The organism is Pseudonocardia terrae, from assembly GCF_021343995.1.
In the GTDB taxonomy this organism is placed as follows: Bacteria; Actinomycetota; Actinomycetes; order Mycobacteriales; family Pseudonocardiaceae; genus Pseudonocardia; species Pseudonocardia terrae.
In genome coordinates this window covers 87,566-108,261 of the sequence record NZ_JAJTTE010000023.1, presented here as the reverse complement: position 1 = coordinate 108,261, position 20,696 = coordinate 87,566, and the positions used below count along the sequence as shown (strand labels likewise).

At 74.4% G+C, this 20,696-nt stretch carries 19 protein-coding genes; 4 read left to right on the top strand and 15 right to left on the bottom strand.

Annotated elements, in window-relative coordinates; all coding sequences use genetic code 11:
• Positions 1-255 precede the first annotated feature (255 nt).
• A complete protein-coding gene (locus LWC33_RS17345; RefSeq protein ID WP_233305428.1) occupies positions 256-1,137 on the top strand; it encodes a 1,4-dihydroxy-2-naphthoate polyprenyltransferase in 882 nt (293 codons plus the stop codon).
• Here LWC33_RS17345 and LWC33_RS17340 read toward each other — a convergent pair.
• Positions 1,093-1,689: a DUF4229 domain-containing protein gene (locus tag LWC33_RS17340; protein WP_233305427.1), complete on the bottom strand. Its 597-nt coding sequence runs from the start codon at positions 1,687-1,689 to the stop codon at positions 1,093-1,095. The genes LWC33_RS17345 and LWC33_RS17340 overlap by 45 nt on opposite strands.
• Positions 1,690-2,017: 328 nt before the next feature.
• Here LWC33_RS17340 and LWC33_RS17335 point away from each other — a divergent pair, with 328 nt between their 5' ends.
• Complete coding sequence (locus tag LWC33_RS17335) at positions 2,018-2,239, top strand: BldC family transcriptional regulator (RefSeq protein WP_037053018.1); 222 nt, start codon at positions 2,018-2,020, stop codon at positions 2,237-2,239.
• 171 nt (positions 2,240-2,410) lie between these two features.
• Positions 2,411-2,644, top strand: a complete 234-nt coding sequence (locus LWC33_RS17330) for a hypothetical protein (protein ID WP_233305426.1) — start codon at positions 2,411-2,413, stop codon at positions 2,642-2,644.
• Positions 2,645-2,673: 29 nt separating this feature from the next.
• On the opposite strand, the gene LWC33_RS17325 is transcribed toward LWC33_RS17330, so the two are convergent.
• The 10 genes from LWC33_RS17325 to hemB form a co-directional block, all read right to left on the bottom strand.
• On the bottom strand, positions 2,674-4,593 hold the full coding sequence (locus LWC33_RS17325; RefSeq protein ID WP_443719763.1) for a MinD/ParA family ATP-binding protein: 1,920 nt from the start codon (positions 4,591-4,593) through the stop codon (positions 2,674-2,676).
• A gap of 147 nt (positions 4,594-4,740) precedes the next feature.
• Positions 4,741-5,766, bottom strand: a complete 1,026-nt coding sequence (gene ccsB, locus LWC33_RS17320) for a c-type cytochrome biogenesis protein CcsB (protein WP_233305425.1) — start codon at positions 5,764-5,766, stop codon at positions 4,741-4,743.
• Entirely contained in the window at positions 5,766-7,430 is a 1,665-nt protein-coding gene (gene resB, locus LWC33_RS17315; protein WP_233305424.1) for a cytochrome c biogenesis protein ResB, read from the bottom strand. Before resB ends, ccsB begins: the two co-directional genes overlap by 1 nt.
• Positions 7,431-7,452: 22 nt before the next feature.
• Positions 7,453-8,229: a cytochrome c biogenesis CcdA family protein gene (locus tag LWC33_RS17310; protein ID WP_233305423.1), complete on the bottom strand. Its 777-nt coding sequence runs from the start codon at positions 8,227-8,229 to the stop codon at positions 7,453-7,455.
• A gap of 300 nt (positions 8,230-8,529) precedes the next feature.
• Positions 8,530-9,132, bottom strand: a complete 603-nt coding sequence (locus LWC33_RS17305; protein ID WP_233305422.1) for a TlpA family protein disulfide reductase — start codon at positions 9,130-9,132, stop codon at positions 8,530-8,532.
• A complete protein-coding gene (locus LWC33_RS17300) occupies positions 9,129-9,809 on the bottom strand; it encodes a histidine phosphatase family protein (protein WP_233305421.1) in 681 nt (226 codons plus the stop codon). Before LWC33_RS17300 ends, LWC33_RS17305 begins: the two co-directional genes overlap by 4 nt.
• Positions 9,806-11,107 carry a glutamate-1-semialdehyde 2,1-aminomutase gene (gene hemL, locus LWC33_RS17295; RefSeq protein WP_233305435.1) on the bottom strand — a complete coding sequence of 434 codons (1,302 nt, stop codon included), beginning with the start codon at positions 11,105-11,107 and terminating at the stop codon, positions 9,806-9,808. Before hemL ends, LWC33_RS17300 begins: the two co-directional genes overlap by 4 nt.
• Positions 11,108-11,182: 75 nt before the next feature.
• Positions 11,183-11,842, bottom strand: coding sequence for a hypothetical protein (locus LWC33_RS17290; RefSeq protein WP_233305420.1), 660 nt, complete (start codon positions 11,840-11,842; stop codon positions 11,183-11,185).
• Between the two features lie 17 nt (positions 11,843-11,859).
• A complete protein-coding gene (locus tag LWC33_RS17285; protein ID WP_233305419.1) occupies positions 11,860-12,150 on the bottom strand; it encodes a DUF4282 domain-containing protein in 291 nt (96 codons plus the stop codon).
• Positions 12,151-12,154: 4 nt separating this feature from the next.
• Positions 12,155-13,129 (bottom strand): porphobilinogen synthase, encoded by a 975-nt coding sequence (hemB, locus tag LWC33_RS17280; RefSeq protein WP_233305418.1) that lies wholly within the window; start codon positions 13,127-13,129, stop codon positions 12,155-12,157.
• Between the two features lie 618 nt (positions 13,130-13,747).
• Between hemB and LWC33_RS17275 the strand changes: the two genes are divergently transcribed.
• A complete protein-coding gene (locus tag LWC33_RS17275) occupies positions 13,748-14,716 on the top strand; it encodes a hypothetical protein (protein WP_233305417.1) in 969 nt (322 codons plus the stop codon).
• Between the two features lie 989 nt (positions 14,717-15,705).
• Here LWC33_RS17275 and LWC33_RS17270 read toward each other — a convergent pair.
• Genes LWC33_RS17270 through LWC33_RS17255 form a run of 4 tightly spaced genes read right to left on the bottom strand, consistent with a single transcriptional unit; the run spans position 15,706 to position 20,475 of the window.
• Entirely contained in the window at positions 15,706-17,247 is a 1,542-nt protein-coding gene (locus LWC33_RS17270) for a bifunctional uroporphyrinogen-III C-methyltransferase/uroporphyrinogen-III synthase (RefSeq protein WP_233305416.1), read from the bottom strand.
• On the bottom strand, positions 17,244-18,251 hold the full coding sequence (hemC, locus tag LWC33_RS17265; protein WP_233305415.1) for a hydroxymethylbilane synthase: 1,008 nt from the start codon (positions 18,249-18,251) through the stop codon (positions 17,244-17,246). Before hemC ends, LWC33_RS17270 begins: the two co-directional genes overlap by 4 nt.
• A complete protein-coding gene (locus LWC33_RS17260) occupies positions 18,248-19,675 on the bottom strand; it encodes a glutamyl-tRNA reductase (protein WP_233305414.1) in 1,428 nt (475 codons plus the stop codon). The genes hemC and LWC33_RS17260 overlap by 4 nt, the downstream gene beginning before the upstream one ends.
• A complete protein-coding gene (locus tag LWC33_RS17255; RefSeq protein ID WP_233305413.1) occupies positions 19,672-20,475 on the bottom strand; it encodes a redox-sensing transcriptional repressor Rex in 804 nt (267 codons plus the stop codon). Before LWC33_RS17255 ends, LWC33_RS17260 begins: the two co-directional genes overlap by 4 nt.
• Between the last annotated feature and the right edge of the window lie 221 nt (positions 20,476-20,696).

Here is a 20,696-nt window from a genome sequence, read left to right as displayed (position 1 = left end):
CCCGCTGCCTCCGCAACTCCCGCTGCCTCCGCAACTCCCGCTGCCTCCGCAACTCCCGCTGCCTCCGCAGCTCCCGCTGCCTCCGCAGCTCCCGCTGCCCCCGCGACCGCAGCGCCCAGCGCCACCTCCGCGTCCACCGGCGGCCCGGCGACGCCCTCCACCGCCGCACCCGGGGCGGCGCCCCCGTCCACCCAGGCCGCCGCGGGCTCCGAGGCGCCTCGCCACGCGGCCGGAGGCGGCGACTAGATTCGACGCGTGGCCACGCTCGCGCAGTGGGTCGAGGGTGCTCGGCCGCGGACCCTCCCGACCGCCGTCTCCCCCGTCCTGGTGGGCACCGGGGCCGCCCTCGGCTCCGGGACCGTCGAGATCGGCCGCGCGGTCCTCGCGCTGCTCGTCTCGGTCGCGCTGGTGATCGGGGTGAACTTCGCCAACGACTACTCCGACGGGATCCGCGGCACGGACGACGAGCGCGTCGGGCCGCTGCGGCTCGTCGGCTCCAGGCTCGCGAGCCCGGTCGCGGTGCGCAACGCGGCGCTCGTGTGCTTCTCGATCGCCGCGCTGGCGGGGCTGACCCTGGTCTCGCTGAGCCGGACCTGGTGGTTGATCGCCGTGGGCGCCGTGTGCATCGCCGGCGCCTGGTTCTACACCGGCGGCAAGAGGCCCTACGGCTACGCGGGGCTGGGCGAGGTCGCCGTCTTCGTCTTCTTCGGGCTGGTCGGGGTGCTCGGCACCGTCGTGACCCAGAGCGGGCCGCCCGGGGCGCTCGCGATCGTGGGCGCGGTGGGCGTCGGGCTGCTGAGCTGCGCCGTGCTCGTCGCGAACAACCTGCGGGACATCGCCGGCGACGAGGTGGTGGGCAAGCGCACGCTGGCCGTCGTGCTGGGCGACCGCGACACCCGCTGGTTCTACGCAGCCCTGGTGCTGCTGCCCTTCGTCCTCACGCTCGGCATGGCCGTCCGCAGCTGGCCGGTACTGCTCGCCCTGCCCGCCCTGCCGCTCGCCATCGGCCCGGTCCGCCGGGTCATGGCCGGCGCCGAGGGCCGCAAGCTCATCCGCGTGCTGCGCGACACCGGCCTGCTGCTGCTGGCCTGGTCAGCGGGGACCGGGGTGGGCCTCGCCCTCGGCTGGCTGGTCTGAGGGTGCGACGCCCGGCGCCTCCGCGGCGTCGCGCGTCTCGTCGCCGCCGGGCTTCTCCGCTGCGCCGGGCTTCTCCGCGGCGGGCTCCTCCGCGGTGGGCCTGTCCGTAACGCCGGGCTGCTCGGCGGCGGCCTGCTTCGCGGCGCCGGGCTGCTGCGCGGAGAGCTTCTCCCCGGCGGCCGAAGCCGGCTCCGCGACGTCGTCGACCGTCTCGCCCGCCTCGTCGCCACGCAGGCGCGCCCGCAGCGCCTCGCGCTGGGCGCCTCGCCGCCGGCCGGACTCGGCCAGCGCGCGGTCCAGCCGGGCCCGCAGCCCGCGGAACACCACGAGGGACAACGGCAGGGCCACCACCAGCGCGAGGAGGAGGGCCAGCAGCACCGGCACCCCCGCGAGGGCGAGCAGGGCCCCGAGGACCGCGACCAGCCCGAGCCGGGCGGCCGTGTAGAGCGCGATGGTGGCCGCCAGACCGGGCGCCGGCCGCGAGCCCGGCGCGGCCGGGGGCGTGCCGGTGTCCGTGTCGCTGTCGCTGTCGGTGCGGGGGCCTGTCGCCATGGTGTCGAGGGTACGACCGCGCCCGGCTTCACCGTTCGCCGCTCCGGCCCGACCGACGGTCCCCGGACCGCGCCCGCCACACGCCGTCGTCACGCCCGCGGTGGCAGTGTGGAGAGTGGCCACCGAGCACGCGGTCGCGCGAAAGCCCTGCTCAGCGCGTTTTCATCCCACGCTCAGGTACCTCTCAGACTGCCTCCGAGGCGCCGACCGGGATGAACCCCTCTGACCGTTTTGCCCTTTAAGAGCCCTTTACCTCCGCCCAACCGTTCGAGTACCCGGGGTCCCCGGTGTCACGATGGCCCGGTAATCGACGATGCGGAGGCTTCGGATGTCTGCTCCGACCCAGAACTCGAACGAGCGCCTGCTCACCCCCGGTGAGGTGGCCGCCCTGTTCCGTGTCGACCCCAAGACCGTGACCCGCTGGGCCTCGGCCGGCCGGATCGGCTCGATCCGGACCCCTGGCGGCCACCGCCGCTTCCGGGAGTCCGAGGTGCGCGGAATGCTCGCGGACCTCACGAGCGAGGCCACGATCGGCGCCCAGCGCCACTGACGTGACCGCACCGCCGGCACCCGCCGGCGGCTCCGGGTCCGCGGATCCGGGCGGCCTCCCGTCCACCCGGATCCGCGCCCCGGGCGCACGACCGTCCACTCCCCCGTCGAGTGGGCTCTGCCTGGGCATCACCTCGCGCGCCGGTACGCTCGGCACCGGAGGTGGTTGGTGATGTTGTACCTCATCGCGTTCGCCGTCGCGGCCGTCATCGCACTGCTGCTGTGGCGGGCGATGAGCGCCGACCGGGCGGACGTCCCGCGCGGCACCGGCACGTCGCGTCCCGCGGCCCCGCCGCGCCGGACCCGGCACACCGGGCCGGACGACGACCCCGACTTCCTTCGGAGCCTCGACGAGTCGATGCGCCGCGACGAGGACCCGCCGTCCGGGCAGGACGGCAAGGACTGACCTCGCGGTAGCGGCGTGTCTCGCCGGGCTCAGCTCGGAAAGCCGTCGGCCACCGAGGCCGCGAGCTCCAGCAGCGCCAGCCGCGTCGGCGGCGACAGGCGCTCCAGGTCGACCTCCGCCCCCTCCTCGAGGTGCGGGTCGAACGGGATCTGCACCACGGCCCGGCAGCGGCCCGCGAAGTGCTGCGCCACCCGCTCCAGGTCCACCGCCCCCGCCTGCCGGTGCACGTTGTTGATCACCGCGACGGCGTTGCGCACCAGGTCGCCGTGGTCGTGGGCCTCCAGCCAGTCCATCGTGGCCGAGGCGCTGCGGGCGCCGTCGATCGAGCCCGACGACACGATGATCAGCTGATCGGCCACGCCCAGCACCCCGTACATCGCCGAGTGCATCAGGCCGGTGCCGCAGTCGGTGAGCACGATGTTGTAGAAGTGCTCGAGCAGCGTGACCGTGCGGCGGTAGTCGTCCTCGCTGAACGCCTCCGAGACCGCCGGGTCCTGCTCGCTCGCCAGCACCTCCAGCCGCGACGGCCCCTGGGACGTGTAGGCCCGGACGTCGGTGTACCGGCGGATCCGCTGGGCATCGCGCAGCAGGTGCCGCACCGTCGCACTGGTCTCCAGCGGGATCTTCTGGCTGAGCGTCCCGCGGTCGGGGTTGGCGTCGACCGCCACGACCCGGTCGCCCCGCAGTGAGGCGAACGTCGCCCCGAGCGTGGCGGTGATCGTCGTCTTGCCCACGCCGCCCTTGAGGCTCAGCGTCGCGATCTTGTGGCAGCCGAGCAGCGGTTGGTTGATCCGCGTGGTCAGCTCGCGCTCGCGGATGTCCTGCGGGCTCTCCCCCGGGTTGATGAGCCGCCCCGTGAGCAGGTAGAGGAAGCGCCGCCAGCCGGTCCGCGGCGGGCGCCGCTTGCTGGGCTTGAGCAGCCGCGCGGTGGAGAGGTCGGCCACGTCCGCGTTCGAGTCGGCCCGCGCCTGCTGGGCCTCCTGGGCGGCGACGGCGCCGGGGTCGGTCCACCGGCCGACGTCCCGGATCGGCCGGTTCGGGCCGGTGGGCGGGCCGAGCGGCATCCCGCGCGGGGGCGTGCGGCCCTCCTGGGGCACGATGCGGCGCTCCTGGGCGGAGCGCTGCCCGGCGGTGCGCCACTGCGCCGCCGGTGGCGGCGAGGCCGGCGGCGGGGGCGGCGGCTCGGCCCGGCCGGTCTCCCGGGACCGGGGCTCCGCGGTGTGCGGCGCCGCGCCGCGGCGGACGCCGTTCGGAACCGTCCCGTTCGGGGGCGAGCCGTTCGGAGGTGTGCCGTTCGGAGCGGTGCCGCCCTGTGCCGTGCTGTTCGCTGCGGTGTTACTCGGTTGCGTGCCGTCGGCCGCGCCGTTCGGGGCCGTGCCGATCGGGGGCGTGCCGATCGGGGGCGTGCCGATCGGGGCCGTTCCGTTCGGAGGAGTCCCGTCGGGCGGTGCGCCGTGAGGGGCCGGATCGTGAGGAGCCGGATCGTGAGGAGCCGCGCCGTGGGTCGTCGCGCCGTTCGCGACCTGCGACGCCCCCGGCGCGGGACGCTGGTCCGATCCCGTGCGCTGGGCAGGCGGCTCGGTGTGCCGGGGCCCGGGGCGGCGGTCGGCAGGCCGGTCGGGACGCTCTTCCCGCCGCTGCTCCGGCTCGACGTGCCGGCCCGCCGGCCCGCCGGCGGGGTACGGCTCGACCTCGTCCAGCTCGCCCTCGAGCTCGAGCAGGTCGGAGCCCCAGCCGGCGTCGTCGGGCACCACGCCCCACGTCTCGTCCCGCCGGGCGCCGAGCCCGGGATGCTCCGCGTGCGCCCCGCCCTGTTGCTCCTCCCGGCGCTGGTCGCGCCGCTCGTCGGGGGCCTGCCGCTGCGAGCGCTCGGCGTTCTGCGCCCACCGCTCCCGCACGTAGCGGCCCACGGAACCGTCGGGGTACTCGTCGGGCCCGTTCTGACTCACGGTTGCCGACGGTAGTCGCGCGAACCGCGTCGGTCGAGGTGATGCGGTCCGGCTCGCCCGGTAGTGCGGGCGAGGCCCCGGATCAGCGCAGCTCCCCGGTCCACCCGGTAGGGCGGGCGAGGCCCCGGATCAGCACAGCTCCCCGGTTCACCCCAGGCCGGCGTACGAGTGCAGGCCCGCGACCACCATGTTGATGAAGAACAGGTTGAAGATGATCGCAGCGAGGCCGAGGATGTTGATCCACGCCGCGCCGACGTGCCGCCAGCCGGCCGTGGCCCGGGCGTGCAGGTAGGCCGCGTAGATGACCCACGCGACGAACGCGACCGTCTCCTTCGGGTCCCAGCCCCAGAACCGGCCCCAGGCGGCCTCGGCCCAGATCGCGCCGGCGATCACCGCGAAGGTGTACATCGGGAACGCGACGACGGTGACCCGGTACGCGAGCCGGTCCAGGACGTCGGCGTCGGGCAGCTTCGCGACGAACCCGGCCGGCTTCCCGGACCGCTTCATCAGGTACAGGATGCTCGCCACGCCCGGCACGAAGAACAGGCCCGACGCCAGGGTGACCGTGGTGACGTGCACCGCCAGCCAGTAGGACTGCAGGGCCGGGACGACCGGGGCGGCCTGGGCGTAGAGCACGGTGCCGGCCAGGAACATCAGGATCAGGACCGGGACCAGCACGAACACGCCGAGCTTGCGCAGGCCGCGGGTGCGCTTCGAGGTCCGCTGCAGCGCGACCAGCCACGCCACCATCGCGGCGAAGCAGACGGCCGAGGTGAACTCGTACATGTTGCCCAGCGGCCAGCGGCCGGCCGCGAGCCCGCGCAGCGCGATCGAACCGAGGTGCAGCAGCACGGCCAGGATCGTCAGCGAGACGCCCATCCGACCGAAGCGGTCCGCTCGGGAGCGGAAGGGCTTCGGCGCCTTCACCGGGGGCGGCGGGACGTCGGCGTTCTCCTCGCTGACCGTGCCGAGGTCGGCGGTGCCCGTGCCGCCCGTCGCGGAGACCGCGGCGACCGCGGCGGGCTCGGGGGCGGCCTCGGCGGCCACCGCGCGTTCGCGGGCCCGGCTCGTGACGTACTCGACGGCGTAGAAGGCCATCGCGAGCACGTAGACCGTGAGCGCCCCCTTGAACAGCAGGTCGCTGTACTGGGAGAGCATCGGATCGACCGGCATCAGTCTCCACCGTTCCTCGTCGTCGCCGCAGTCGACGCAGTCGCCGGCTCCAGCAGGTCCGCCCGCAGGCGGTCGAACTCCTCGCCGTACCCCGCCCGGTCGGTCCGGGCCAGTCCGCCCAGCTCGACCACGCTGCGCGTCCGGCCGTCCGTACCCGGCTCCGCCGCCACCACACGGACCCAGAACCGTCGCCGCTTGATCGACAGCGACAGCCCCAGCCCGACCAGGATCAGGATCGCGAACACGAGCACCGTCACCTGGCCCGGGTCGTGGCTGACCTGCAGCGCCACCCACTGGTCGACGTCGTCGAACCGGACCCGGGTGCCGTCGTCGAGCGTGATCTCCTGGCCCGGGACCATGTTCTGGCGCGCGACCCGGACCAGCTGGCCGGAGTCGACCTTCGACTGGTCCACCGAGAAGATCGACTGGCCGCGGCCGTCGTCGAGGCCCAGGTCGCCGCGCATGACGTCGACCGCCGCCTCGGGCGCGAGCAGGTCGGGGTAGGTCGAGGTGACGACCTGCCCGCCGGAGCTCGTCGGCGCGAACAGGCCGGTGATCGCGATCGAGCTCTTCTGCCGGGTGGCGTCGTCCGCGATCCCCGGCCGCTCGAACTTGGTCGCGCCCTGGGACAGGTAGGTCGAGGTGTCCACCGGCTGCCACTGGATCTCGCCGGTGCGCTGCTGCCCGTCGGGCCAGGTCACCGTGAAGCGCGGCGCGTAGCCGTGGTTGAGCAGGTAGACGCGGTCGCCGTCGAGGCGCAGCGGGTGGTTCACCGACAGCGTGTCGGGGCGCCAGGTCGCGGTGTCGCCGGCCCGGACGTCGTCGGCGGTCTGGTAGCCCATCTGCGCGGTGTACTGCTTCGGCTGGCCGTTGGGCAGGTACTCGGCGGCGAACGAGTCCACCTTGATGCAGAACGGCGCGAGCTGGGTGCCGTCGACGCGCAGGCCGGGGTTGAACGAGTCGTAGCCCAGGATCGACGTGTTGCAGAACTGGCTGCCGTTCGCCAGCACGATGACCTGGCCCTCGTAGCCGAACAGCTTCCCCACGGCGATGCCGATGAGTAGCCCGACCAGGCTCATGTGGAAGACGAGGTTGCCCGTCTCGCGCAGGAAGCCGCGCTCGGCCGACACGCTCCGGGCCTCGCCCTCCTCCCGCTCGACCCGCCGCCAGCCCTTCAGCCGCCCGCGGACCCGCTCCACGACCTCGTCGGGCGTGCCGTCGACGACGGCCTCGGCGTGGTGCGGCATGCGGGCGAGGTTGCGCGGGGTGGCGACCGGCTTCTGCCGCATCGCGCGCAGGTACTCCAGCGACCGCGGGGTGAGGCAGCCGATGAGCGAGATCATCAGCAGCAGGTAGATCGCGGCGAACCAGGGCGTCGCGAAGATCTCGAAGGCGCCGACCTTGTCCAGCAGCGGGGCGAGCCGCGGGTAGTCGGCGAAGTACTTGTCGACGAGCTGCTGGTTGAGCGACCGCTGCGGCAGCAGCGCGCCCGGCAGCGAGGCCAGGGCCAGCAGGAACAGCAGCACCAGGGCGGTGCGCATGCTGGTGAGGCCGCGCCAGGCGTTGCGGAGCAGGGCGAGGACGGCGCGGGCGCCACGCGGCCGGCGGGGCGGCTGGGGCGGCGCCTCCGGCGGGGCGGGGGGCGCGGTGGGCGGGCTGCTCATCGGCAGTCATTCATGCGGCGGCTCACAGGGCGGGGGTGAATCCGGCGAAGGCGACCTGGAGCTGGGCGAGCAGGCTCCCCCACAGCCCGCTGACCAGCAGGGCGCCCACGGCGACCATCAGCACCCCGCCGGCGATCTGGATCGTGCGGGTGTGCCGGCGCAGCCAGCCGAGCGCGGACACCGCGCGGGAGGCGCCGAGCGCGATGACGACGAACGGCAGGCCGAGCCCGGCGCAGTAGGCCAGCGTGAGGACGACCCCGCGCAACGATCCGCCACCGGTACCGGCGGCCACGGCCACCACGCCGGCCAGCGTCGGACCGATGCAGGGCACCCAGCCGAGGCCGAACACGGCGCCCAGCAGCGGCGCCCCCCAGAGCCCGAGCTTCGGGACCCAGTGGACCCGCCGCTCGTTCTGCAGGACGGGGATCAGGCCGACGAACGCCAGCCCCATCACGATCATGACGATCCCGCCGACCCGCTGGAGCACCGCCTCGTTGCGCACCAGGACGTCGGCCAGCCAGACGACGCCGACCAGGATCGCCCCGAACACGACGGTGAACCCGGCGACGAACAACGCCGCGGCACCGGCCACCCGGAAGCGGCCCTCGCGCCCCTCGCGCGCCTGGTCGCGGGTGACGGGCGGGACGTCGGCGCCGACGAGGCCGGCCAGGTAGGCGAGGTAGCCGGGGACCAGCGGGACCACGCAGGGGGACGCGAAGCTGACCGCCCCCGCGAGAACGGCGACCACCGCTGCGACGAGCAGCGGGCCGCTGACCGCGAGAGTGGTCGAGGCATCCATCACGGACAGGGTATGTGCTGGCCCCGGGCACGTGGGCGGCGGGTTCTACAAGTCGTAGTGGAACCGCTCACCGCGCACTCCGGCCCCACAACGCGCCCATACGTCCCTCCGAACGCGTTATGGCTCCACAACGCGCTGACAATGCCCCGCGGGACGCGTTATGGATCCATAACGCACCCAGGCAGGCCGTCGCGACGCGTTATGGAACCGTACTGCGCTCACGGCGCTGCCAGGACAGCGTTATGGATCCATACTGCGCTCACGGCGCTGCCGGGACAGCGTTATGGATCCATACTCCGGTCAGGAGCCGGGCGTCGAGGGCGCCGGCTCCTCCCCGGCGATCCGCTGGACCGTGGCCAGCAGCTCCGACGGGCGGATCTGCGTGAGGTAGACCGCGGCGACCCGGTGCTGCCGGTCCAGCACGATCGTCGACGGCACCACGTTGCGCGGGTAGCCGGACAGCGCGGCGAGCACCCGGCCGGGCTGGTCGAAGATCGAGTCGTAGGTCAGGTCACGGTCGCGGACGAAGTCGCGGGCCGCGTCCCGGTCGTCGCGCACGTCGATGCCGAGCATCGCGACACCGGCCGCCTTGGACTGCTGGGCCACGAACTCCAGGTCGGGCGCCTCGCTCCGACACGGCCCGCACCACGAGCCCCAGATGTTGAGCACCACGACCTGGCCGGCGAAGTCCTGGAGCCCGACCGTCCGCCCGTCGTGCAGCAGCGAGTCCCCCGACAGCTCGGGGACGACGCCGCGGGACGACGGCGGGTCGTACATGATCGTCGTCTGGCCGTTGGGCGCGACGAACGTGAACTCCTGCTGGCTGCTCGACACGGCGTCCTTGCTGGTGGAGCAGCCCGCCAGCACGAGCAGCCCCAGCAGCAGCGGCAGGATCCGCCTCATGCGCCGGTCGCCGTCGGATCGCTCGACCCGGCCGGCTCGCTGTAGCGCAGCCCGGTCACGGTGGTCCCGGTGAACTCGACGCTGGTCAGCGAGGCCAGCGCGCACTGCCGCGAGCGCGGGTCGTGCCAGAGCCGCTGGCCCAGCAGGTAGCGGCGCAACGTCCAGATCGGCAGCTGGTGGGACACGCACACGGCCTCGTGCCCCTCCGCGAGCGCGCGGGCGCGATGCACGGCGCCGAACATCCGGTGGGCGATGTTGAGGTACGGCTCGCCCCAGGACGGGGTGAACGGGTCACGCATCAGCCGCCAGTTCGCCGGCCGGCGCAGCGCCCCGTCGCCGACCCCGAACCGCTGCCCCTCGAACAGGTTGCCGGACTCGATCAGGCCGTCCTCGGTCACGATGTCCAGGCCGTGCGACTTCGCGATCGGCGTCGCCGTCTCCTGCGCACGCTGCAGGGGCGAGGCGACCACCGCGGCGATGTCGTCGTCCGCCAGGGCCTCGGCGACCAGCTCGGCCTGCGCGCGGCCGTCGTCGGACAACCGGAAGCCGGGGATGCGCCCGTAGAGGATGCCGTCGGGGTTGTGCACCGTCCCGTGCCGCAGCAGGTGGACGACGGTCCGGGCCCCGATGGGCTCGGGCGAGGTGCGGTCCCCGCCGGGGTAGGGCTCGGTGCTCATGCCGGGTGCACCGCGGCGGCCGCCGCCCGCGCCGCGTCGGGCAGCGCCTTCTCGATCACGGCGAAGGCGTCGTCGTCGAGCGCGGCCGAGACGAACCAGGCCTCGAAGTTGCTGGGCGGCGCGTAGACGCCGCGCTCCAGCAGGGCGTGGAAGAACGGCGGGAAGCGCCAGGTCTGCGCCGCCTTCGCGGTGTCGTAGTCCACGACCTCCTCCTCCGTGAAGAAGATCGAGAACATGTTCCCGGCCGTCTGCACCCGGTGCGGCACCCCGGCCTCGCGCAGCGCCCCGCCGAACATGCCGACCAGACGCTCGGCGTTGGCGTCGAGCGCGTCGTAGACGGCCTTGTCGGCCTGCCGCAGGGTGGCCAGCCCGGCCGCGACGGCCACGGGGTTCCCGGACAGCGTGCCCGCCTGGTAGACCGGCCCGGCCGGCGCGAGGTAGGACATGTGCGTCGCGGGGCCGCCGAAGGCCGCGGCCGGCAGCCCGCCGGACATGACCTTGCCGAAGGTGTAGAGGTCGCCGGCCACGCCCTCGAGCCCGAACCACCCGGCGGGCGAGACGCGGAAGCCCGTCATCACCTCGTCGATCACCAGCAGGGCACCGTGCTCGCGCGTGATGTCACGCAGGCCCTGGTTGAACCCCGGCCGCGGCGCGACCGCACCCATGTTGCCCGCCGCGGCCTCGGTGATCACGCAGGCGATCTCGCTGCCCCGCTCGGCGAAGACCTGCCGGACGGCATCCAGGTCGTTGTACGGCACGACGACCGTGTCACCGGCCTGCGCCCCCGTGACGCCCGGGCTCGTGGGAAGGCCCAGGGTCGCGACGCCCGAACCCGCCTGGGCGAGCAGGGCGTCGACGTGCCCGTGGTAGCAGCCGGCGAACTTCACGACGACCGTGCGTCCGGTGATCCCGCGGGCCAGCCGGATCGCGCTCATCACCGCCTCGGTGCCCGAGTTCACCAGCCGCACCTGCTCCACCGGCGCGACCCGGTCGATGATCGCCTCGGCCAGCTCGATCTCGGCCGGTGTCGGCGCGCCGAAGGAGAGGCCGGACCCGGCCGCGGACCGCACGGCGTCGACGACGGCGGGGTGCGCGTGCCCGAGGATCATCGGGCCCCACGAGGAGACCAGGTCGACGTAGCGGAGGCCGTCGGCGTCGGTCAGCCAGGGGCCCTGCGCGGAGACCATGAAGCGCGGTGTGCCGCCGACCGAGTTGAACGCGCGGACCGGCGAGTTGACGCCGCCGGGGATCACCTCGGCGGCGCGGGCGAACAGGCCCGCGGAGACCTCGGGCGTCATCGGGGTGAAGGGGGCACTCACGGCGTCCAGTCTCACATCCGCGCGGCGACCCGGCCCGTGGGGTCGGCGCTCCGGTCAGCGCAGGCCGGCGAACCAGGCCGCCGACGGCCGCACGAACATCAGCACCACACCGGCCACGGCGAGCACCACCGGCGCGAGGATGATCAGGGAGGACGCACCGCCACCGAGGTTGAGCAGCAGGAAACCGCAGAACAGGACGGTGAGCACGGTGACGGCGACCCGCCCCCACGCCTTGCCGGCGAAGGCGGCGACCGCGAGGCCGATGTAGACCAGCGCGAGCACCGCGACCAGCGCGAGCAGCAGCCGCACGGCCTGCAGGAACTGGTCGAAGGACACGTTGTACTGGGTGAGCATCGCGTCGAGCCCGAGCTCCGGCGGGAACATGTCCTGGCTGATCGGCACGAACAGCCCGAGCACGCCGAACACCAGGAACGGCAGCGCGCTCAGCACCAGGAGCACCAGCGCACCGGCCATGGTGGCCGGGCGGCGGGCCCGCCGCGGTTCGTCGGCCGAGGGCGTGGGCGCCTGGGCGTACGGGCTGTAGGCGTACTGACCGCCGGTGTACTGGCCGGCGGGATGCTGATCACCCTGCGGCGCACCGGCCGGCGACGTCCCCTGGGGGTAGGGGTTCTGCGGGTACTGCGGGTACTGCCCCGTCGAGGGCCCGCTCGGGTAGTAACGGGGCCCCTCGTCACCCTGGCTGCCGGTGCTCACGGTCACCACGGTACCGGTCAGCCGCGGCGGTGGACGTCCTCCGACAGACGGACCACCGCCGCCACGAACTCGAGGGTCACCCGCAGCAGGAGCAGCGCGAACACCGCGACGACGCCACCGGCCACGAGCGCCGCGACACCGAGCCCGAAGCCCCGGACGAAGAACCCGATGACGCCCGCGACGTAACCCAGCGCGGTCAACACGATGCCGACGACGTAGACGAACTTGACGACCGACGGCGTCGCGAACCGCTCGAAGTTCAGGTCGGTGAGGGCGCCGAGGACGCCGGGCTCCTGGTGTGTCCGCACGGCGTCAGTCCAGCAGACCCGCGACCTCGGTCGCCCAGTAGGTCAGCACCACGTCCGCGCCGGCGCGGCGCAGCGAGGTCAGCGTCTCGACGATCGTCCGCTCGCGCTCCAGCCAGCCCTGCGCGGCGGCGGCCTCGATCATCGCGTACTCGCCGGAGACCTGGTACGCGGCGACCGGGACGTCGGCGGTGTCGGCCACGGTCCGCAGCACGTCGAGGTAGGGCAGCGCCGGCTTGACCATCACCATGTCGGCGCCCTCGTCGAGGTCGAGCGCGAGCTCGCGCAACGCCTCCCGGAGGTTCGCGCCGTCCTGCTGGTAGGTCTTGCGGTCGCCCTTCAGCTGGCTCTCCACGGCCTCGCGGAACGGCCCGTAGAACGCGCTGGCGTACTTGGCGGTGTAGGCGAGGATGCCGGTGTCGGCGAAGCCGGCCTCGTCGAGCGCCTCGCGGATCACGCCGACCTGGCCGTCCATCATCCCGCTGGGCGCGACGACGTGGGCCCCGGACTCGGCCTGCACCACGCCCATCCGGGCGTAGACCTCGAGCGTGCGGTCGTTGTCGACGCACCCCTGCTCGTCGAGCACCCCGCAGTGCCCGTGGTCGGTGAACTCGTCCAGGCAGAGGTCCGACATGATCACCGTGGAGTCGCCCAGCTCGGCGCGCAGGTCCTTGAGCGCGACGTTCAGGATCCCCTCGGGGTCGGTCGCCCCGGACCCGAGGGCGTCGTGCCGCTCGGGCACACCGAACAGCATGATCCCGCCGACGCCCGCCTGCACTGCCTCCGCGGCCGCCTTCCGAAGGGAGTCGCGGGTGTGCTGGACGACCCCCGGCATCGACGAGATCGGCACCGGCTCCGCGGCGCCCTCCTTGACGAACATCGGCAGGACCAGGTGCCGGGGCCGCAGCTCGGTCTCGGCCACGAGCCTGCGCAGTGCCGGGGTGGAACGCAGCCGGCGGGGACGCTGGGCGGGATAGGCCATGCGGCCAGGGTACGACCGGCCGGGTACGGGCGGTCGTGGACCCGGGCGCGGATCCGGCGGCATCCGGCGACCGTCCGGCAGTGTTCCGGCGCCGAAGCGGCCGCAATCCGGCGATCCGGAGACAGTCCGGCGGCGGTCCGGCGATCTGGCGGCGATCCGGCGGTCTGGCGGCGAAGCGGCCGCAATCCGGCGATCCGGCGGCGGCCCGGCGGTCTGGCGCCGATCCGGCGGTCCGGCGGCGATCCGGCAGCCGGCGGCGATCCGGCAGCCGGCCGCGATCGGCGGCCGGCAGCGGTCCGGCGCCGATCCGGCGGTCCGGCGGCGGTCCGGCGGCGATCCGGCGGTCCGGCGGCGGTCCGGCGGCGATCCGGCGGTCCGGCGGCCGTCCGGCGGCGATCCGGCGGTCCGGCGGCCGTCCGGCGGCGATCCATCGTGGTCGCAGCGGGCGGCCGTCGCGCCCGGACGCTCCGCCGGGCCGAGCCCCGGCAACCGGTGGAAGATCGACTGTTGCCGCAGGTCCAGCCGGGAGAGAGCCGGGCGGAGCAGCGGGCGGGGCGGGCTCTCCGCGAAGGTGGGGCCGGTGACGGAGAGTGTCACCCGATACGGCATTCTGCGCCCGTGACCAAACCGGGACGCAGCGTCATCGCCCTCCTTCTCGATCGATCCAGCTCGCTCGGCCCGCTCCGCGACGAGGTGCGTGCCGCGACCGCCGACCTCCTCGCGCACCAGGCCGGGCTGCCCGGTGAGGTCGAGGTCTACCCGACCACCACCGGGCGTCGTGCCGGGAAGCTCCGCGGGGGCGTCCCGGCCGCCGACGCGGCCGTCCCGAAGCTCCGCGGCCGCCGCACCGAGGCGGTCCGCGACTCGCTCGGCGCGCTCGTCAGCGGCCTCGGCCGGTCGCTCGCCGGCATGCCGGAGGAGGAGCGCCCCGATCGGGTGTTCGTGCTGGTCGTGACCGCCGGTGCCGACGAGGGCAGCAGCACCTGGGGCCCCGACGAGCTGCGCGACCTGGTCGCCGCGCAGGAGCGGGACTACGCCTGGGAGATCGTCACGGTCACGATCGCCGAGCACGCCGGGCTCGCGCCGTGGGGTGCCGGTCACCGGTCGCTGGGCGTGGCGCCGCGGGGCGACTGCGTGCGCGCTGCGATCACCGCCGCGTCGGCCTACATCGGCCGCGCCCGGACAGCCGGCCCGTGGGAGCCCGTCGCCGGGATCTCGCAGGAGGAGCGGTGGGCGGCCTACCCGCCGGACTTCCACACCGCCCCCGAGAGCTCTGAGGTCCGGGCGGCGACCGGCAGTGCCCCGCTCCACAGTGCGCCGATCGACAGCGCCCCGGCCGGAAACGCCCCTGTCGACAACGCGCTGGTCGGCAGCGCGCCGACCAGTAACACCCCGGCCGGCAGCGCGGCGGCCGGCGGCGTCCCTGCCGGCAACGCGCCGGCCGACGGCCTGCCGGTCGACGACGCCCCCACCGAGGCCATCCCCGTCATCACCGCCCAGCGCCTGGCGGAAGCCGACCGCGCGGCCGCTGCGGAGCGTCGCCGCTGGTGGGACCGCTTCCGCAAGCCCGCCACCGTCGGCTCCTGACGTCCGCTCGCGGGCGGGCAGATCGACCCGCCCGCGGCCGCGTCCCGGCCGGCCGCACCGCGGCGTCCCGGCCCGCCACACCGCGGTCTCTGCGGCTACCGGTGGGCTGTCGCGCATGATCCATCCGAGGGTCACAGGAGCGCTGCCGGCACGACGCCCCCGTTCCTCTCGACCGCGCTGATCCATCCGAGCGTCACCCGGTAGTCGCCGCCACAGCACTCGCGTCCCCCTCGCAATGATCATGGGCAGCGGGACGACCGCGGGCGACGCACACCGACGGTTCCGGCCCATGATCCATCCGAAAGTCACAGGAGCGCTGCCCGGACAACGCTCCCGTAGCTCTGGATCGAGCTGATCGATCCGAGCGCCACCCGAGGGTCGCCGCCACAACACTCGCGTCCCCCTCGGAACGATCATGAGCCGCCGACGACGGCAAGTGGGCCACACCGACCCTCCTTGCGCGTGATCCATCCGAGCGTCACCCGGGAGTGGCGCTACAGCACTCCCGTTTCCCACGGAACGACCATGAGCCGGACGATCGCGAGCGGGCCACACCGACCGTCGCATGATCCATCCGAGGGTCACAGGAACGCTGCCCGCACAACGCTCCCGCACCTCTCGACCGAGCTGATCCATCCGAGCGCCACCCGAGAGTCGTCGCCACAGCGCTCACGTTCCACTCGGAACGATCATGAGTCGCGACGGCTGCGGGAGGGCCGCACCGACCGTCCCGCCACCTCGTCACGCCACACCTCCGGTATCACCACCGGCCCACGGTCCCGCCCGTCGCACACACCGTCGGCCCCTCGCACCCATCGCGGAACGTGTGTGCGAGAGCTCGACCCTGTGTGCGAACGGCGGCGGGGCTGCGAACGACGGCCGGTGCGCGACCACCGCGCGTGCGAGGGAGAGACCGACAACCGCGTGCACGGGGGCTGAGAACGGCGAAGGGCCGCACCCCGACTCGGGTGCGGCCCTCCGGCGACCGATCAGCGGCGGCGCGCCTTCACCTTCTTCGGCGGCGGCAGCGCGCCCTCGGCGCGGAGCTTGGCGGCGTGCGCGGCCAGGGCGTCGACCAGGGCGGGCACCCGCGCCTCCTCCGGCTGGACGTCGACGCGCAGGCCGAACTCCCGGGCCGTCTCCGCGGTGGCCGGCCCGATGCAGGCGACCAGCGTGCGCGCGTGCGGCTTGCCCGCGATGCCCACCAGGTTCCGGACGGTCGACGACGAGGTGAAGCACACCGCGTCGAACCCGCCGGTCTTGATGGCCTCGCGGATCGGCGCGGGCGGCGGGGCGGCGCGCACGGTCCGGTAGGCCGTGACGTCGTCGATCTCCCAGCCGCGCTCGGTCAGCCCGGCGGCGAGGGTCTCGGTGGCGATGTCGGCCCGCGGCAGCAGGACGCGGTCCACCGGGTCGAGGATGTCGTCGTGCGGCGGGAACAGCTCGAGCAGGCCCTCGGAGGTGGAGCTCTGGGCCTCGTTCACGTCGGGCACCAGCTCGGGCACGATGCCGAACTCGCGCACCTTCTCGGCGGTTGCCGTACCGACGCAGGCGATCTTCACCCCCGAGAAGGCGCGGGCGTCGAGCCCGAACTCGGCGAACTTCTCCCAGATGGCACGCACCGCGTTGGTCGAGGTGAACACGACCCAGGCGTAGCGGCCGTCGACCAGGCCCTTGACCGCGCGCTCCATCTGCGTGGGCGAGCGCGGCGGCTCGACGGCGATGGTCGGGACCTCCTCGGGGATGGCCCCGTGCATCTGCAGCCGGTCGCTCATCACCCCGGCCTGGTCCTTGGTGCGTGGCACCAGCACCCGCCAGCCGTACAGCGCGCGGGACTCCCACCAGGACAGGTCCGCCCGGGAGGCGACCTCGGCGCCGATCGTGAGGACCAGCGAGCCCTCCAGCTCGGCAGCGTCGGACGCCATCGCGCCGATCGTCGTGGTGACGGTCTTCTGCGTGGACTCCGTGCCGTGCGCGGTGACCGCGACGGGCGTCTCGGCCGCGCGGCCCTGGGCGGTGAGCGCGGTAGCGATCTCGGCGAGGTGCGCGGCGGCGGCCTGCAGCACGAGTGTGCCGGGGGCGCCGGCCAGCCCCGCCCAGTCGACGCCCGCACGGACGTCGGCCTCGACGTGCGCGGACCCGAGCGGGACGCCGGCGTAGGCGGGGACGGCGGTGCCGGCCGCGACACCGGGCACGACGTCGAACGCCACGCCCTCCGCGGCCACGGCGCGCGCCTCGGCCACCACGGCGTCGAGGGTCAGCGGGTCGCCGGCGACGAGACGCACGACCGGTCGCCCGGCGCGGGCCTCGGCGAGCAGGTCGCCCGCGACGTCGGCGGGCTGCCCGACGGCCGGCCGGACCTCGGCGCCGTCGGCGACCAGCGCGAGGACGGCCTCGGGCACGTCCGGGTCGTTGACGACCAGCGGCGCGGAGGCGAGCACCTCCTTCGCGCGCACGGTCAGCAGGCCGGGATCACCCGGGCCGCTGCCCACGAAGGCGATCCGACCGGCGGTCGGCGGTGTGCGAGTCATTCTCCAGCTCCCGATCCAGCGTGTCCCGAGGCGCCGTCCGCTGCCGGCCGCGGCAGGTCGTCGGCGCCCATGTCGAGCAGCTCGTGCGCGAGGGCCGCCCCGAGCTTCTCGGCGTTGTCCATGTCTCCGGTGGCCGAGGCGCGCAGCAGCGCGCCCTCGCCCACCTCTCCGATCCCCACGACCGCGCGCAGCGACAGCCGCTCCACCACGCGGCCGGCGTCGTCGAGGTCCTCGACGACGTCCGCGTGCGCGGCCACCGGCGCGCTGCAGCCGGCCTCCAGCGTGGCGAGCACCGCACGTTCGGCAGTGACCGCCGCGCGCACGCCCGCGTCGTCGAGCGTCGCGGCGAGGAAGCGGACCAGCTCCTCGTCGTCCGCCCGGCACTCGATCGCCAACGCGCCCTGCGCCGGGGCGGGCAACATCTGCAGCGGGTCGAGCAGCTCGCTCGCCTCCGCCACCCGACCGAGCCTGCGCAACCCCGCCGCGGCGACCACGACGCCGTCGAGCTCGCCCGAGGTCACCTTGCCGATCCGGGTGTCCACGTTGCCCCGGATCGGGACGACCTCCAACCCGAGCCCGAGCGCGTGCAGCTGCACCGCGCGCCGCGGCGAACCGGTGCCGATGCGCGACCCGACGGCCAGCTCGCCGAGCACCCGGCCGTCCCGGGCCACCAGCGCGTCGCGCGGGTCCTCCCGCGCCGGCACCGCGGCCAAGGTCAGCCGCGGGTCGGGCGTGGTCGGCAGGTCCTTGTAGGAGTGCACCGCGACGTCGACCTCACCGGCGGCCAGCGCCTCCCGCAGCTGGGAGACGAACACGCCCACGCCGAGCTGCGCGATCGGCGCCGACGAGCGGTCGCCCGTGGTGTGCACGTCGACCAGCTCGGCGGGCCGCCCGGCGGCCCGGATCAGGTCGGCGACCTGGCCGGACTGGGCCACGGCGAGCCGGCTCGGCCGGGTCCCGACGCGGAGCGTGCGGCCGGCGGTGCGGTCGGACACGGCGGTCACCGGTCCCCCTCGGCGATCGGACCGCCCTCGGCGCCGTCGGCGCCCACCGGGCGCAGCGGCGCCTCGAGGGCGGCGGCGACGTCGTGCCCGCTGATCGGCTGCTCGACCGTGCCCGCGACGGCGGCGGGCTTCTGCGGGTCGAGCTCGAACAGCGTGCGCAGCGCGGCGGCGTAGCTGTCCCCGTCGGGCCCCTCGGCCAGCTTCTTGACCTGCACGGTCGGGGTGTGCAGCAGCTTGTCGACCACCCGCCGGACGGTCCGGGTGAACTCGTCGCGGACGTCGTCGGACAGCTCGGGCAGCCGCGACGACAGCCGCAGCAGTTCGGCGTCGACCACCTCGGACGCGCGGCGGCGCAGGGCGGTGACGGTCGGCGTGACCTCCGCGGACCGCTGCGCGGCCAGGTAGTGCTGGGCCTCCTCGGCCACCAGCTCGCGGGCCGCGCTCACCGCGTCGGCGGCCCCGGCCCGGTCCTCGCGGACGAGCCGGCGCTGCAGCGCGATGAGGTCGACGACGGTCACGCCCTCGATCTCCGCGACGGCCGGGTCGACGTCACGGGGGAGGCCGAGGTCGCACACCACGAGCGGGCGGGTACGGCCGGCCGTCCCGGCCTCGACCGCGGCGCGCTCGACGACCGTGCCGATCGCGCCGGTGCAGGCGATCATCAGGTCGGCGTCGGCGAGGGCGGCGGGCAGCTCGTCGAGCGTCCCGGGCCGGGCCGGGACGCCCTGCTCGGCGCTCTTCTCCGCGAGCCGCTCGGCGCGCTCGAGGGAGCGGTTGAGCACGGTGATCGCGGTGGCGCCGGCGCGGCGGAGGTGGGCCGCGGCCAGCGCGCCCATCGCCCCGGCGCCGACGATGACGGCGCGGGCGCCGGTGAGCTCGCCGTCGGTGTGCCCGAGCACGGCGGACGCGTCGCGCAGCGCCTCGGACACCACGGAGGCGCCGGCCGCGTCGATGCCGGTGCTGGCGTGCACCCGCTTGCCGACGCGCAGCGCCTGCTGGGCGAGCTCGTGCAGGACGCGGCCGACCGTGCCGGCCTCGTCGGCCGTCGCGTAGGCCTGGCGCAGCTGGCCGAGGATCTGCGACTCGCCGACGACCATCGAGTCCAGACCGGCCGCGACGGAGAACAGGTGCTGCACGGCCGAGCCCGCGTAGTGCACGAAGAAGTGCTCGGTGAGGTCCTGCAGCGGCAGGCCGGAGTGCCGGCCCAGCACCTCGGAGACGTCCGCGAGCCCGCCGTGGAAGGCGTCGACCACCGCGTAGACCTCGACCCGGTTGCAGGTCGAGAGCAGGGTCACCTCGCTCACGTGCGGGCACCCCACCATCTCGTCGAGGAGCTTGGGCACGTCGTCCGCGGACACCGCGACCTTCTCCAGGACGTCGACGGGCGCACTCCGGTGCGAGAGGCCCACGACGAGAACACTCATGAGAGCGGCACCGCCGATCCGTTGCGACCGTTCACGACCCGGGCGACGGCCGGGACGTCTGGGCTGATACCCGCCGTGCCGGCGTTCCCACGTCCGGCGACGTGGAAGGCCAGCACCTGCAGCTCGACCGCGAGGTCCACCTTGCGGACCTCCACCTCGTCGGGCACCTGCAGGACCGTGGGGGCGAAGTTGAGGATGGAGCGCACGCCCGCGCCGACCAGCTGGTCGCAGACGCCCTGCGCGGCCTGCGCCGGGGTCGCGATCATGCCGATCGTGACGCCCGCGGCAGGGCACTCCGTGGGGATGTCGCGCACGTGCTTGACGACGATCCCGTTGATCGCGATGCCGACCAGGTCGGGGTCGACGTCGAACAGCGCGGTCACGGGGAACCCGCGGCCGCCGAAGCCGCTGTAGCCGGCCAGCGCATGACCGAGGTTGCCGACGCCGACCAGCGCCACGGCCTGCGGGTGGTCGAGCCCCAGCACCCGCTCGAGCTCGTGCTGCAGCGACGCCACGTCGTACCCGACGCCCCGGATGCCGTAGGTCCCGATGTGGCTGAGGTCCTTGCGCAGCTTCGCCGAGTTGACGCCGGCGACGGACGCGAGCTCCTCGCTGGAGACCGTCTCGGCGCCGCCCTCGGCGAGCTGACCGAGCACCCGCAGGTAGACCGCGAGCCGTGTGACCGTCGCCTCCGGGATGGCCTTCAGCGCGCGGCCCGACGAGTTCTCGGGGGTGTCCGGCGTCTCGGGGGTCGCAGGGGTCTCGGCGGTCGAGGAGTCGGCCTGCGGCGGCAACGTCACGCGGCGGCTCCTCGGGCGTCGTACTCGTCGTGATGGGGCCGCGGCCGGGACGGCGGCGGCCTGCGCGACCGGCGCTGCCCGATCGGACGGGGGCCGATCGGGTCGTTCGGTGGCGACGCCCGTCCACGGTAGTCGCTCGTGAACGCGTGCACAAAGTTGCGATCTTGGTCCGGGACGTGCTCCGGGCGCGCTCGCTGCGCGCGGACCGGTGGTCGTCCGGG